Source organism: Microcystis sp. M079S1, from assembly GCF_020246425.1.
GTDB lineage: Bacteria > Cyanobacteriota > Cyanobacteriia > Cyanobacteriales > Microcystaceae > Microcystis > Microcystis aeruginosa.
Genome location: NZ_JADBSZ010000194.1, coordinates 1 through 14163, shown reverse-complemented (window position 1 = coordinate 14163; position 14163 = coordinate 1). Strand labels below are relative to the sequence as shown.

Sequence of the window (14163 nt, the reverse complement as noted above, 5' to 3'; positions counted from 1 at the left end):
TAACCCTTATATAGAAAGGCATTTAGCGATTTTTGTCAATTGTTTTTGCTCTAGAGCGAACTAATCAATTAAGTCTTTTGCCAGATAAGGATTTAGTCGATTTATGCCCCCCTATCGAACCATAACAAGTAACGAAGAGCCCCTACTTTGAATTGCTCAAGCTTCCCTATCCTAGCCATCGTGATGCTGTTTTAGAAAGATTACAAGGCGATCAACTCCTGCAAAAAACCCCACAAGGTTGGACAATTCCTAATTTATCTGCCATCCTTCTGGCCAGACAACTTGAGAGCTTTTCCCCTACCTTAGCGCGTAAAGCACCACGAGTGATTATCTATGAGGGAACAGGTAAAATTAAAACTCGACTGGAACAGACAGGAACTAAGGGATATGCTGTGGGTTTTGATGGTTTAGTTAATTTTGTCCACGATTTAGCCCCTCAAAATCGCGTCATCGAGGAGGTTCTTAGGGAAGAAGTGAAAATGTTTCCTCCACAAGCTTTGCGAGAACTGATCGCCAATGCTTTGATTCATCAGGACTTTCTCGCTACAGGCGCTTCGGTGATGATTGAAATGTATGATGATCGAGTAGAAATCTCTAACCCTGGTATTCCTTTTATCAAAGTAGAACGCTTTATAGACGAATATCGCTCCCGTAATGAGCAATTAGCTGACATAATGCGTCGTTTTGGCATTTGTGAAGAAAAGGGCAGTGGTATTGATAAAGTTATTTCCGCTGCCGAGAAATTTCAACTTCCCGCACCAGATTTTAGAGTAGGTGAGATCCGAACAACTTCTATCCTATTCGCTCATCAGGATTTTGGCAAAATGAGTCAATCTGACCGTATTCGCGCTTGTTATCAGCACTGTTGTCTCCTCTATGTCGATAATCAACGGATGTCTAACCAAACCTTACGAAATCGCTTTTGTTTAAATGAATCAAAAAACAATACTGTTTCTCAAGTGATTGGGGCAACTAAAGAAGCAGGACTGATTAAACTTGACGAATCTGAATCTAAATCAACTCGTTATGCTCGTTATCTCCCCTTTTGGGCCTAGACTAGCCTTGAGCGAAGTGGAAATGCTAAAAAGTGCTTCAACGCAAATCCATTTTAGGGATGTCAAATCGGCGAAACCCTTATACAGCGAGCAAAAAAGTGCTTCAACGCAAATCGACATTTTTCCAAGAGGAGATTTTATCATCGCGTCCACACGGGAGTGGGACTTGTGGACGACAACGGCGATACATTTCTTTAAACTGCACCCCCCAAACGTAAATAGGCTTCAATAAAGCTATCTAAATCCCCATTCATTACCCGGGTAACATCGGTGGTTTCCACATTACTGCGGAGATCCTTAACCAATTGATAGGGATGAAAAACATAGTTACGGATTTGATTGCCCCAAGCGGCCTCCACCATATCGCCGCGAATTTCTGCGATCGCTTGAGCCTGTTGTTCCCGGGCGATAATTAACAATTTCGCTTTTAATAAAGCTAGGGCTTTTTCTTTATTTTGTAATTGCGATCGCTCTTGGGTACAACGCACAGCGATACCTGTGGGAAGATGAACTACACGCACGGCAGTTTCCACTTTATTAACATTTTGTCCACCTTTTCCCCCCGATCTAGTGGTGGTAATTTCTAAATCTTTATCGGGAATTTCTACCCTCACCGCATCATCGCCCAAAATTGGCATTACTTCCACCCCGGCGAAACTGGTTTGACGTTTACCATTAGCATTAAAAGGGGAAATTCTGACTAACCGATGGGTGCCTTTTTCTCCTTTCAGATAACCGTAAGCATAAGTTCCGGCAATCTCAATTGTCACCGATTTAATTCCCGCTTCATCTCCTTCTGAGATTTCCGCTAAAGTGACTTTATATCCCTGTTTCTCGGCCCAGCGAGAATACATTCTCAAGAGCATTTCTGTCCAATCTTGGGCATCGGTTCCCCCGGCCCCCGCATTAATCGTTAAAACCGCTCCTTTTGCGTCGTAGGGACCATTTAAAAGCTGTTGCAATTCCCAGCGATCGAGGTCATGCTGTAAATGAGTTAAATTGTCCGTTGCTTCTTCTAGTAAAGTTTGATCGGATTCTAATTCTAATAACTCGATAATTGCCTTAGTATCTTCTAATTGTTCACACCAACCCTGATAGGTTTCTAAAGAAGATTTACATTCGTTTAGTTCTTGCAGGGTTTTTTGAGCAGTATCGGGATTATCCCAAAAAGTGGGGACGGCTGCCACCTGTTCTAAGTCTTTAATTTTGGCCTTTAAAGTGGGTAAGTCAAAGATAGTCCTGGGTTTTACCCAGGCGCGATCCTACTATCTCGATACCTTTTTTTAGTTCCGATATTTCCATGTTATCAGTTATCAGTTATCAGTTACTCTAGATGTCAGGAGTCTGGGGAGTCAGTCCCGATGAAAAAATTTTCACCCCCACAGATGAAAGAGGTTTCCTTCCCTACACCCCACACCCTACACCCCCTTTCAAGTCAGGAGTTGAGAGTTGGGGTTTTATGAAATTCCCCCATTTCCCCTATCCACTCTCTGTTCCCCGTTCCGCAGTTCCAGCGTTCGCTAAAATGGTACGATCGAGCCGCGCAGGGGGGCAAGAGTTTGTAAAGCGTTTTCAGCCTTATCGCGACTACTAAACGCGCCTATTTGCCAGACGCGACGACCTTGGTGGGAAGTGGGGAAAGCGTCGGGATAGAGAGAACGAACCCTAGTGCGATCGCTCTCGGTTTTAGCTTCGATTACTACTTTAAAACCTTGGCGACTACTATTGCTCATATTACCACTACTGGGATTAGCGGCGGCTCGATTAAAAGTGATTACGTCTGATAAACTTCTGGGATTGCCTAGGTTGCGCGGTGGCGGGGGTGGTACAATTGCATTATTATTCTGAGAATTGGGAGGAGTCAGGGGGGGTAAATTAGGGGTAACTGGGGACGGTGGCGTTAAATTTGGCTCTGGTACTGGATTATTGACCACTGGCTGAGGATTGCTCTCTACTGCTGTTTCTGCAGCGGTAAAGGTATATTCTCGCACTTCGGGATTAGCAGCAGGATTAACAGGTGTTTCTGCTTTGACGGATTCTCTGGGGAGGGAATAACTATTACCCGCGAGTAATTCCGGGGGAGGATTGAAATTGGGACTATCGGCAGTTAGATAGATATGACTGAGATTTTGACCGGCTAGACTGCGTTTAGTAAAGCGCCAGCCATCGATGAGATAAATTTGCATTAAACCGGTCCCTAAACCTTTTGTCCGTCCAATAATTACCTCCGATTGCCTGGGATTGCGGGGGGTTCCCACAAGGACTAATTCCCCGTTGCGTTGTACGATACGCAGCAGGTATTCTAAACCGTAATCTTTGCCCTGAATGCGAAGGGAATAACCGTTACTGTCGGTGGCCCGTTCACAACTGCCGGTAAAATCGAAATCGAGCAGGAGAGGCTGAACAATGGTCGGTTCTGTGCCATTTACCGCCCAACATTGGCGTTTTCCCTGGATTTGTTGCAAAATCAGTAAATCGTATTTACCGTTACCGTAGGGTCGGGCAATAGCGATAAAATCCTCTTGATTAACTTCTCTTTGTTCAAAGAGAGTTGCTTGACTCGGTGTAGTCAGGAGACAACCCCCCAGAAGTGAAAACAGTAGGGTAATTTTTAAGGATGATTTTAGATTCATAAATAGGGAGCGTTGTTATAGAGATTGTACTTGCATTTATTTTATCGATCTAGACGTAAGCCAGAGAATTTTGTTTTCTTGGAAGATAGCTAGGGTTTGCTCAATAAATCTAAAAACCTTGTTGGGTAAAACTTTTAGACTTTTTGGTTTCCAAAAAGTACCAGATCTGGTAGTGATCGGGTGGAAAATTCCTGGACTTTTTCCCTGAAAATTAGGTAATTGACCCCCTCAAAATCGCTAAAACCCTACACCCCACACCCTACACCCCACACCCTACACCCTGCCCCCACCGAAAAACTTTTTGCCGCAAACCCTAGTTATTACTCGACCTAATCCACAGTAGGATAGAGATTGCTAAAAATTGACCCTTGAGTAGAGTGGCAACAAGATGGCGAAAGCGGCGATTATTGGATTGGGAAGATCGGGAATAGCAGCGGCAAGATGCTTAAAACGGGATGGTTGGCAGGTGACATTAAGCGATCGCTCTGATTCTCCCAGTTTACAAGCAACCAAAACCAATCTGGAAAGGGAAGGAATTATTGTCAATCTTGGTCAAAATCTCAGTCTAGAGGCTTCGGACTTGCCTAATCTTATCGTGGTTAGCCCCGGGGTGCCTTGGGATGCCCCGATTTTAATTACTGCCAGAGAAAAAGGCATCGATACGATCGGAGAATTAGAATTAGCTTGGCGTTATCTGCAATCTTCCCCTTGGTTGGGTATTACGGGAACTAACGGCAAAACCACCACCACAGCCCTCTGTGCCGCTATTTTTCAAAAAGCGGGGTTAAATGCCCCTTCCTGCGGTAATATCGGCTATGCTGCCTGTGAATTGGCTTTAAAAGCCGATAAATACGATTGGATTATTGCGGAGATTAGTAGTTATCAGATCGAGTCCAGTCGGGATTTATCGCCGAAAATCGGCATCTGGACAACTTTTACCCCCGATCACCTCAGTCGTCATCAAACCCTGGAAAATTATTATCAGATTAAAGCCTCTTTACTGCAAAAAAGCGATCGCCAAATCCTCAACGGTGATGATCCCTATCTGCGTCAAATCGGTGTTAGTCAATGGCAACAAGCTTATTGGACTTCTGTGCAGGGCAAAGAGGCGCTTTTGGGCGATCCTAGTCGTGGTGTTTATCTCCAAGATAACTGGATCGTGGCTTTTGGGGAGTTAATTGCCCCGGTTAATCTCCTGAAAATGGTGGGTAGTCACAATCAGCAGAATTTGCTTATGGCTGTGGCCGCCGCTAGATTGGCAGGAATCGAGAAAAAAGCCATTACCGAAGCGATCGCCACTTTCCCCGGGGTTGCCCATCGTCTAGAGTATGTTTGTACCTATAAAGGCATAGACTTTATTAATGATAGTAAAGCAACTAACTACGATGCCGCCGCAGTGGGCTTACAATCCGTCCCGAGTCCGGCGATTTTAATCGCGGGGGGAGAAGCGAAAGCAGGGGATGATCGGGCTTGGATCGCTGAAATTAAGGCAAAAGTCGCCACTGTGCTGCTTATTGGTGAGGCTGCCGCCGATTTTGCCCGTCGTTTACAGTCAGCAGGTTATCAAGATTATGAATGTGTAGAGACGATGGACAGGGCAGTTCAACGCGCGGCTGAACTAGGACTGGCAAAAGAGGCTAAAGTCGTGTTATTATCGCCCGCTTGCGCTAGTTTTGACCAATACCAAAGTTTTGAACATCGCGGCGATCATTTCCGGCAGTTGTGTTTACAGTTGTAGGGAATGGGGAATAGGAGCTTTTTCAGTGATCAGTGATCAGTGATCAGATGTGAGTTTTTAGTGGACAGTCTTAAGTAGAAAATTGCCTTTTTCTTTTCACTGATTACTGGTTACTGTTTACTGATCACTGAAATCCCCAATACCCTAAAACCCCAATACCCTAAAACCCCGTTGCCGACGGCTAAGACGCAATTTTTGTTGCCAAAGATACTCTTTTTTGGCTAAGTTGGGTAAAATCAGGAGGAGTTAACCAAAAAAATTAAGAGAAAAAAACGTGCTGGGATCGTCCTTCCATCTTGATCATCTTTTTAACAAGCCCCTAATTGCCTGTCTTTTGTCCTGTGTGGGTGTCTTGCTGCCGATCCCAGTTTTAGCGACACCGGTGGCAGTGTTAAAAAGTCAAGAAAATGCCAATCAATGGACAGGTATCACCGAACGTTTGCAAAATGTCGGGGTTAATTACTGCATTCTCCAGAGTAATCAGTGGCAAAGCGACAAGGATTTAAATACAATTAAGGTTCTAATCATCCCCAACGTTGAGACTATTTCCGGTTTACAAGCTAGTGTCTTGAGTCGTTGGCTTAATCGCGGTGGTAGAATTATCGTCACCGGTCCGGCGGGAAATCTTTCGGAACCTGCTGTGCGCGCTCAATTGCGATCGCTATTTGGGGCCTACTGGGCTTATCCTCACTCCCAAGCTTACACCCTGCGGCCGACTAATTTGGGTGAACTGAAAAACCAAAAACCTTTAGCCAGCAGTCTCCTGGGTGGCGTGGTTATCCCCACGGGAGTCAATAGCCAAACCGTTGCCGTCTGGGGGGCGCGCAACAATCCCCCCGCCGTTGTCCTCAATAATAACTCGATCTTTCTCGGTTGGCGCTGGGGCAGCGATGCCGTCGCTAATCTCGCCCTCGATAGCGCTTGGCTAGAAACCGCCCTGCAACGCTACGGCATTAATCGCAGTTCTTCTAATAACACAATTGCGCCCTATTGTCAAGGAAGCTCAACAATAGTTAATAATATTAATAATACCCCAACAGCGATCTCGCGTAGCGAGCGCGTTGCGATCGCGCCCCGTCGCCCTCTACCCCAGATTTCAGAAAATCCCCCCAGTGAAACGGCGAGATTAAGTCCGAATACCGAGGCAATTCCCCCCAGAGCGAGCCTAACTCCTCAACAAATTAGCCAAATGACGGCGGAATTGCAGGGATTAATCGGGCGTTATGGGACGACTCTCTTAGCTTCAGAAGCCAGCAATAATAACACCTTAACTACCGATAAATCCCTAGCACAAGCATTTCATAATCGCGGGAAAAATTCCCCCACCTCAGATACAGCCAGACGATTCCGTTTAGCCCTGGAAAATGCCCAAGGATCGTTAAATAATTTTCAGAATTTAATCGCTCAGGGGGACTATACCCAAGCGCGGGAATTTTGGTTACAAGCGCGGCGAAATCTTTGGGATAATTATCCCACTAATCGACAATTTGCCCAGCCAGAAATACGGGCAATGTGGTTAGATAGAGGCACGATCGTAGAAGCTAAAAATGAGGACGATTTAGCTAAAGTATTTGATCGCATGGCGGCAGCGGGTATTAATGTGGTCTTTTTCGAGACAGTTAATGCTAGTTATACTATTTATCCCAGTCAAGTTGCCCCCGAACAAAACCCTTTAACTAGAGGTTGGGATCCCCTAAAAGTTGCCGTTAAATTAGCCCATGAACGCAATATGGAAATCCACGCCTGGGTGTGGGTTTTTGCGGCGGCTAATCAAGCTCATAATAAGGTATTAGAGCAACCATTAGATTATCTAGGTCCGGTTTTATCCCGTAATCCCGATTGGGGGGCAACTAATAAAAGTGGTGGTTCCTTTGATTACAGTCAAGGCATGAAAAAGGCCTTTTTTGATCCTGCTAATCCCGACGTACAGAACTATCTTTTATCTCTTTGCGAGGAAATTGTCAAGAATTATGATGTGGATGGCTTGCAGTTAGATTATATTCGCTATCCCTTCCAGAGTCAAGATTCTAATCAAACCTATGGTTATGGTAAATCCGGCCGCTGGTTATTTAAACAAATGACGGGAGTTGATCCAATTACTTTAAATCCCCGGGGTGCTTTATGGGAACAATGGACTAGCTTTAAAATCCGTCAGGTTGATACTTTTGTCTCGCAGGTTTCTACTCGCTTAAAACAGATTCGCCCCCACTTAAAAATGTCGGCGGCGGTGTTTCCCCTAGAAAAAAAAGAACGATTATATCGTATTCAACAAAACTGGGAAGAATGGGGACAAAATCAATGGATAGACCTGATATTTTTAATGACTTATGCTCTCGATACAGGGACTTTAGAAGATAAAACCAAGTCTTTATTTGATCGACAAATTGCAGGAAATGCTCTGATTATACCCGGTATCCGTCTGTTAAAAGTACCCGATCAAGTCACGATCGATCAACTACAATTTATTCGTAATCTTCCCACTTCGGGATTCGCTCTTTTTGCCACAGAAAATCTCAATCCCAACTTGCAAACAATTCTTAATCGCATTCAGGGATCGATAATTACCAAAAAAACCGAACCTTTACCCCACCGTCAACCCTTCAAAACGGCGGCGGCGAGGTTTAATTCCCTGCGTCAAGAGTGGAGTTTTTTAATAATAAATAATTTATGGGCAATGGAGGAGGGAACCTTAAAAAATTGGGGGCAAGAAGTGGACGAAATGGCTAATCTATTAGAACAATTGGCTAATAATCCCAGCCCTCGCAATTTGACTTTAACTCAAAATGCTTTAAAGCGATTTAGCTATAAATTTAAATCTGTGATGTCCAGACAAAAAGATTTATCTGCCTATCAAATACAAGTCTGGGAAAATCGCCTCGCAACCCTACAAAGTCTCTTAAGTTATGGTCAAATGGTTGAGTTTTAATTAAGGCAAAAGGTAGGAGGCAGGTTTTGGGGTTTTAGGGTTTTAGGGTTTTAGTTCAATTTCCCCACTTCCCCACCTCCCCACTTCATAATTCATCATTCCCACACCCCACACCCCACACCCCACACCCCACACCCTCTTGTCAGAGGCCCGCCCGAATATGTAACAATTTATGGGAGAAACCCCAAGCAAATTTAACGAGAAAAACATGGCAGCTACAATTAAGAAAGGAGCTTTAGTCCGCGTGGTGACGGGAAACCTAGAAAATAGCCTCGAAGCCCTAGCTAGCGATCGCCGTTTACCCAGTTATATGTTCAACTCGACAGCAGAAGTCTTGGATGTAAAAGATGATTACGCTTTGATTAAATTCTATGTTCCTACCCCCAGTGTGTGGCTAAAGCTCGAACAACTGGAACCCGTCTGATGAGGATATTGCCTCATCCATAAACCATGGCTGACTTCTACGATAAACTCCTCCCCTGTCAATCGCCCCGAGTCTCGGTTATTGGTGCTGGTAACGTCGGACGCACCTTGGCCCAACGCATCGCCGAAAAAAACCTCGCCGATGTGGTTCTCCTCGATATCGTCAATGGTTTACCCCAGGGTATTGCCCTAGATTTGATGGAAGCTCAGGGCATAGAACTGCACGACAGCGAGATTATCGGCACTAATAACTACGAAGACACGGCAGGCTCGGATATTGTCGTGATTACGGCTGGATTAGCCAGAAAACCGGGCATGAGTCGCGATGATCTCATGAATGTCAATGCCAAAATTGTCGTCGAGGCCGCCACTAAATGCCTCAAGTATTCTCCGGAAGCCATTTTTATCGTCATCACCAATCCCCTTGATGTGATGACCTATCTAGTCTGGCAAGCAACCGGTTTACCCCCCCAAAGAGTGATGGGAATGGCGGGGGTCCTCGATTCTTCCCGTTTACAAACCTTTATCGCCATGGAATTGGGGGTTAGTACCGCCGACGTTCATGCCATGGTCTTGGGTGGTCACGGTGATTTAATGTTACCCCTACCCCGTTACTGTACCGTCAGTGGTGTGCCGATTACCGAATTAATGGACGAGATGACGATTAACCGTTTAGTGGAGAGAACTCGCAACGGTGGGGCTGAAATCGTCAAATTACTGCAAACTGGCGGCGCTTATTACGCCCCCGCTTCCTCTGCCTGTATCATGGTCGAGACGATATTGAGAAATCAATCCCGTTTACTGCCGGCGGCAGCCTATCTTAAAGGTGAATACGGTTTACAGGATGTCTATCTGGGGGTTCCCTGTCGCCTAGGCTGTCGGGGTGTGGAAAGTATTCTGGAAGTGCGTTTGACCGATGCTGAACGTCTGGATCTACACACTTCTGCTGCCTCAGTTCGTCAAAATGTTCATTTAGCCCTTGACAGTCTCAAGGTTTTGATGTAGTTAATACAACTCATATTTTAAGAGGGTACAGGGCAAAGAACCGTTATACAAGGGAGTGCGACGGGAAGAACGCAGACCGATTTGTTTGGTCAGTTCTTTGTTACCCGATAAAATATAGGCTGTCCAACCCTTAAACCTCTGTTTTAAGACATCACCGAAGGATTTATATAAGGCCCCTAATTCTTGGGTATTGCCCAATCTTTTGCCGTAAGGGGGATTACAGAGAATAATCCCTCGATCGCTCGCCGGTTCTAAGTCGGTGATGCTTTGCAAGCTAAAATTAATATGGTCCTGCACTTGACAAAAATAGGCATTATCCTCGGCCTGATGCAAAACCTCGTAATCGGCATCACTAGCATAAATTGGCGCATTTAGCCGAGATTTTTGTTTTTCTTTAGCTTCCTTAACCAAAGATTGCCATAAATCCGGTTGATAGTCTGGCCATTTCTGAAATCCGAACTGGGAACGAGATAAACCGGGGGCAATATTTAAAGCTTTTAACGTTGCTTCGATGACAATGGTTCCCGAACCACAGAAAGGGTCCAAAAGCGCCATATCGTCCTGCCATGCCGATAATTCTACCAAAGCAGCGGCGAGACTTTCTTTCAGAGGTGCGACTCCCATGGCCCGATGATACCCGCGACGATGCAAACTGTGGCCAGAACTATCTAAACTAAGCACACAGTGATTTTTCTCGATATGAGCGTTAATTTGCAGGTCGGGGTTTTCTGTATCCACAAAAGAACGGGGATTGCCCTGTTGACGCTGTTGGTCGATAATAGCGTTTTTGATGCTTAAGGCGGTGTAATGGGTGTGATTGAGGAGATCGTTCGTTCCCGTACATTGTACCGCTAAAGTTTCCTCACTGCTGAGATAATCGCGCCAATCAATGGCTTGAATGCCATCATACAGTTCCTTCCCATCCCCACAGGGAATTTCGGCAATGGGAACCAAAACTCGAAAAATAATTCTTGACCAAAGATTGACTCGATAGAGTAGGGCCAGATCTCCCTGAAAATGGACTCCGGTGAATACGGGTTTCACTTCTTTGGCCCCTAGGAATTCTAATTCCCTAGCGGCAATTTCTTCTAGTCCCCTAGCGGTGGTAGCAAAATAGGATCGAGTCATTTCAGTTATCAGTTATCAGTTATCAGTTATCAGTTTTCAGTTATCAGTTTTCAGTTATCAGTTATCAGTTATCAGTTATCAGTTATCAGTTATCAGTTATCAGTTATCAGTTATCAGTTATCAGTTATCAGATGTGAGTTATCAGATGTGAGTTATCAGATGTGAGTTATCAGATGTGAGTTATCAGTTATCAGTTTTCAGATGTGAGTTATCAGTTATCAGTTTTCAGTTATCAGTTATCAGTTATCAGTTTTCAGATGTGAGTTATCAGATGTGAGTTATCAGTTTTCACAGAAAGATTTGGCTCTTCGTTACTTGGTATGGTTCGATAGGGGGGCATAAATCGACTAAATCCTTATCTGGCGAGGGATTTAATTGATTAGTTCGCTCTAGATCGAAAATAATTGACAAAAATCGCTAAATGCCTTTCTATATAGGGGTTCCATCCCTTATAACCCCCATCCATTGCATAACACAAACCGAAGAGCCAAAGATTTTAATTTTCATCTTCTTGTAAATTCCTATCTGATTCCCTCAAGTCAGTTAAAATCGATTAATGCCACAGGATTTAGTGCATCGGAAAATTTTACCCAATCACGAGCATAATAATCCTCTTTTGTCAAGGCAGAAATGCTTAATAATTGTGTCGCTGTGGTCATTAGTTTTATCCTGACAAATGCTCAGACCGACTCTGTGGCTCTCTCCTCTCCCCTGAAGTCTTAACAAGTAATTGAGATGCACGGGCAGCTAATCTACTGAGAAACCCAAAAAATGCGTCTTTGATTAGGATCCCGTCGGGGACTTTGTTCCCCCATGACTTGCCGCGCTTGACTAGGATCGAAGCTGCGAGTAAATTGACCGCGCAATTGATTGACGCGTTCCTCCTTTTCTTGGGCTGCCAAACGCACTTCTTCCAGTTTTGCCTGTTGGATCTGTTGGTAAGGGAGCAAACGAGCGATCGCAAAAACTGCCGTGATGGAAATGGCGCTATAGGCAATAATTCGCAGCCAAATCTCGATAATTTGCCAATTTTGGGATTTATTGCCGCTTTTTGGCTTTTTTCTTGGTTTTTTGTTGGTTTGATTTCGATTAACTGTTCCTGCGGTCATAGATTTATGAGTATAAGTAAAATCGGTCAGAAAAGTGGCTAATTACTTTCAAGTTACATCCAATCACTGATAACTGGTAACTGATGACTGATCACTGAAAAAACCCCAATCGGTCTATCCTATAGCTAGGTCAGACGGGATCAGGGTTTATTGAAAGCGATTTTACTTATAAAGTTCCGTCGCTAGACGAAAAGCCAAAATCCCGGGGATTAAAGCAATTACCAGAGCGACCAAAACTTGAGTATCAGAAAGCATTGCTGATTATCTCCTCATAAAGATATTCATCCAATACTTTCCGACATCATCGGGGTCCTCTGCATCATTTCGTTACAAGACTTCATATCTCCCCACCCCGATGACGGTTATCTCCCCTAGAAAAGAAAGTTGTAAAAGCGTTAAGCTGAGGTATTGCCATGATTACATTTGTTTTTACCTGCGGCCTCAATGTTAGACTCGCTCCTTGATTCATCTCTAACCCTTAGTCTAAAAACCCCGTTAATTCTGTTGGTTCTCATTGCCCTAGAAGCGGTATTATCAGCAGATAACGCCATTGCTCTCGCTTCCATAGCACAGGGATTAGGAGATCATCAGCGTCAACGTCAGGCCTTGAATATTGGCTTAGTGTTCGCCTATATTCTCCGTATGATCTTGATTCTTACCGCCACCTGGGTGGTTAAATACTGGCAGTTTGAACTTTTGGGAGCAGTATATTTGCTCTGGTTAGTCTTTAATTACTTTGCCTCCCCTGAAGACAAGGATCACAGCCATCATAGTCTCCAGTTTCACTCTCTCTGGCAAGCTATCCCCCTAATTGCCGTTACTGATTTAGCTTTTTCCCTCGATAGTGTCACCACTTCCATCGCCGTGGCCGATGATACTTGGTTGATCCTGCTTGGTGGTACGATCGGAGTAGTTACCTTGCGCTTTATGGCGGGTTTATTTATTCGCTGGTTGGAAGAATACACCCACCTAGAAGATGCCGGTTTTGTCACCGTCGGTTTGGTGGGTTTAAGATTGCTGTTGCGGGTGATTAGTCCCGATTTTGTGCCGCCGGAATGGATTATGATTAGTTTAATTTCTATCCTCTTTGCTTGGGGTTTCTCAAAACGCAACGATCGAGAACCAATAGAGAGTGATACCATCCAATCTGATAAATTGCCTTGACACTCCCCACTCCCCACTTCTCAACCCCTCACCGACCACCGAAAAGAAAATCCCTAGAAGATCATGTCATCTTTACCGACTCCATCTGCTGATACCTTAGAAAATTCTACTCGATCGCCCTCTTGGAAAATTAAACTCCTCTACGATGGAGAATGTCCCCTCTGCTTGCGCGAGGTCAATTTTCTGCAAAAACGGGATGCTGGGAGAGGATTAGTTGCTTTTGTCGATATTGCCGCCGAAAACTATAATCCAGAGGAAAATGGCGGTATTTCCTTCGCGGCAGCCATGGGACGAATCCACGCTGTACTAGCCGATGGTACTATCCTCCAAAATGTGGAAGTGTTTCGCCAAGTCTATGATATTTTGGGCATCGGTTGGATTTATGCCGCTACCAAATGGCCGGTTATTGGGTTTCTAGTGGATATTATCTATGAAATTTGGGCTTCTTGGCGATTAACCTTAACCGGAAGACCGAATTTAAAAACAATCTTAGCAGAACGTCAAAAACGTCTGGAATGCAACTCATCAAATCGTTGTTCTCAGTCAGTTAAAATCTCCTAAAAAAATAGGGAGTATTTAGGGTTTGCGGCAAAAAGTTTTTCGGTGGTGGTAGGGTGTGGGGTGTGGGGTGTGGGGTTTTATCGATTTTCAGGTGGTCAACTACCTAATTTTCAGGGAAAAAGTACCTGAATTTTACCCCCGATCCCCGCAATGGCGGGCACTTTTTGAGGGGAAAAAAGTCTAAAGATATTATCCAACAAGGTTTTTAGATTTATTCAGCCAGCCCTATTTAACTCCCTAGTAGGGATATTCTGTTGGTGATCTAACTAGGGTTTGCGGCAAAAAGTTTTTCGTGGGGACAGGGTGTGGGGTGTGGGGTGTGGGGTGTAGGTTTTTACCGATTCTCATCTGGTCAATTACCTAATTTTCAGAGAAAAAGTACCTGAATTTTCCCCCCCTCACTCCCAGAACTGGTACTTTT

The 14163-nt window shown here is 44.6% G+C and carries 12 protein-coding genes; 7 read left to right on the top strand and 5 right to left on the bottom strand.

The window, feature by feature from the left end:
* Positions 1-152: 152 nt before the first annotated feature.
* On the top strand, positions 153-1055 hold the full coding sequence (locus IM456_RS12705) for an ATP-binding protein (RefSeq protein ID WP_253881351.1): 903 nt from the start codon (positions 153-155) through the stop codon (positions 1053-1055).
* 194 nt (positions 1056-1249) lie between these two features.
* On the opposite strand, the gene prfB is transcribed toward IM456_RS12705, so the two are convergent.
* A protein-coding gene (prfB, locus tag IM456_RS12700; RefSeq protein ID WP_149987780.1) for a peptide chain release factor 2 occupies positions 1250-2357 on the bottom strand; the annotation gives its coding sequence in 2 pieces (ribosomal slippage) (positions 1250-2284 and positions 2286-2357; 1107 coding nt in all).
* A gap of 218 nt (positions 2358-2575) precedes the next feature.
* On the bottom strand, positions 2576-3688 hold the full coding sequence (locus IM456_RS12695; RefSeq protein ID WP_149987779.1) for a DUF3747 domain-containing protein: 1113 nt from the start codon (positions 3686-3688) through the stop codon (positions 2576-2578).
* A gap of 388 nt (positions 3689-4076) precedes the next feature.
* Here IM456_RS12695 and murD point away from each other — a divergent pair, with 388 nt between their 5' ends.
* The 4 genes from murD (at position 4077) to mdh (ending at position 9780) form a co-directional block, all read left to right on the top strand.
* The gene (murD, locus tag IM456_RS12690; RefSeq protein ID WP_149987778.1) at positions 4077-5426 is read left to right on the top strand and encodes a UDP-N-acetylmuramoyl-L-alanine--D-glutamate ligase; all 1350 of its coding nucleotides are present in this window, start codon (positions 4077-4079) and stop codon (positions 5424-5426) included.
* A gap of 274 nt (positions 5427-5700) precedes the next feature.
* Positions 5701-8352, top strand: a complete 2652-nt coding sequence (locus IM456_RS12685; protein WP_287692471.1) for a glycoside hydrolase family 10-like protein — start codon at positions 5701-5703, stop codon at positions 8350-8352.
* A gap of 208 nt (positions 8353-8560) precedes the next feature.
* On the top strand, positions 8561-8776 hold the full coding sequence (locus IM456_RS12680) for an NAD(P)H-quinone oxidoreductase subunit O (protein WP_002758722.1): 216 nt from the start codon (positions 8561-8563) through the stop codon (positions 8774-8776).
* 26 nt (positions 8777-8802) lie between these two features.
* On the top strand, positions 8803-9780 hold the full coding sequence (gene mdh, locus IM456_RS12675; RefSeq protein WP_149986914.1) for a malate dehydrogenase: 978 nt from the start codon (positions 8803-8805) through the stop codon (positions 9778-9780).
* Here mdh and IM456_RS12670 read toward each other — a convergent pair whose 3' ends face one another.
* From IM456_RS12670 to psaM, 3 genes are all read right to left on the bottom strand, one after another.
* Positions 9781-10908, bottom strand: a complete 1128-nt coding sequence (locus tag IM456_RS12670) for a THUMP domain-containing class I SAM-dependent RNA methyltransferase (protein WP_287692469.1) — start codon at positions 10906-10908, stop codon at positions 9781-9783.
* A 752-nt stretch (positions 10909-11660) separates the two neighbouring features.
* Positions 11661-12017, bottom strand: coding sequence for a slr1601 family putative cell division protein (locus IM456_RS12665; RefSeq protein WP_287692468.1), 357 nt, complete (start codon positions 12015-12017; stop codon positions 11661-11663).
* Between the two features lie 162 nt (positions 12018-12179).
* Positions 12180-12272: a photosystem I reaction center subunit XII gene (psaM, locus tag IM456_RS12660; protein ID WP_012264462.1), complete on the bottom strand. Its 93-nt coding sequence runs from the start codon at positions 12270-12272 to the stop codon at positions 12180-12182.
* A gap of 189 nt (positions 12273-12461) precedes the next feature.
* Between psaM and IM456_RS12655 the strand changes: the two genes are divergently transcribed.
* Both IM456_RS12655 and IM456_RS12650 read left to right on the top strand, forming a co-directional pair.
* Positions 12462-13181, top strand: a complete 720-nt coding sequence (locus IM456_RS12655; RefSeq protein WP_287692467.1) for a TerC family protein — start codon at positions 12462-12464, stop codon at positions 13179-13181.
* Positions 13182-13244: 63 nt separating this feature from the next.
* Positions 13245-13742 carry a thiol-disulfide oxidoreductase DCC family protein gene (locus IM456_RS12650; RefSeq protein WP_147074020.1) on the top strand — a complete coding sequence of 166 codons (498 nt, stop codon included), beginning with the start codon at positions 13245-13247 and terminating at the stop codon, positions 13740-13742.
* Positions 13743-14163 lie beyond the last annotated feature (421 nt).

What these genes read in the sequence shown, in the direction of transcription:
- murD (WP_149987778.1), top strand. Translation starts at nt 4,077, where the DNA reads ATGGCGAAAGCGGCGATTATTGGATTGGGAAGATCGGGAATAGCAGCG.
- IM456_RS12655 (WP_287692467.1), top strand. Translation starts at nt 12,462, where the DNA reads ATGTTAGACTCGCTCCTTGATTCATCTCTAACCCTTAGTCTAAAAACC.
- mdh (WP_149986914.1), top strand. Translation starts at nt 8,803, where the DNA reads ATGGCTGACTTCTACGATAAACTCCTCCCCTGTCAATCGCCCCGAGTC.
- IM456_RS12670 (WP_287692469.1), bottom strand. Translation starts at nt 10,908, where the DNA reads ATGACTCGATCCTATTTTGCTACCACCGCTAGGGGACTAGAAGAAATT.
- psaM (WP_012264462.1), bottom strand. Translation starts at nt 12,272, where the DNA reads ATGCTTTCTGATACTCAAGTTTTGGTCGCTCTGGTAATTGCTTTAATC.
- IM456_RS12665 (WP_287692468.1), bottom strand. Translation starts at nt 12,017, where the DNA reads ATGACCGCAGGAACAGTTAATCGAAATCAAACCAACAAAAAACCAAGA.
- IM456_RS12695 (WP_149987779.1), bottom strand. Translation starts at nt 3,688, where the DNA reads ATGAATCTAAAATCATCCTTAAAAATTACCCTACTGTTTTCACTTCTG.
- IM456_RS12680 (WP_002758722.1), top strand. Translation starts at nt 8,561, where the DNA reads ATGGCAGCTACAATTAAGAAAGGAGCTTTAGTCCGCGTGGTGACGGGA.
- IM456_RS12650 (WP_147074020.1), top strand. Translation starts at nt 13,245, where the DNA reads ATGTCATCTTTACCGACTCCATCTGCTGATACCTTAGAAAATTCTACT.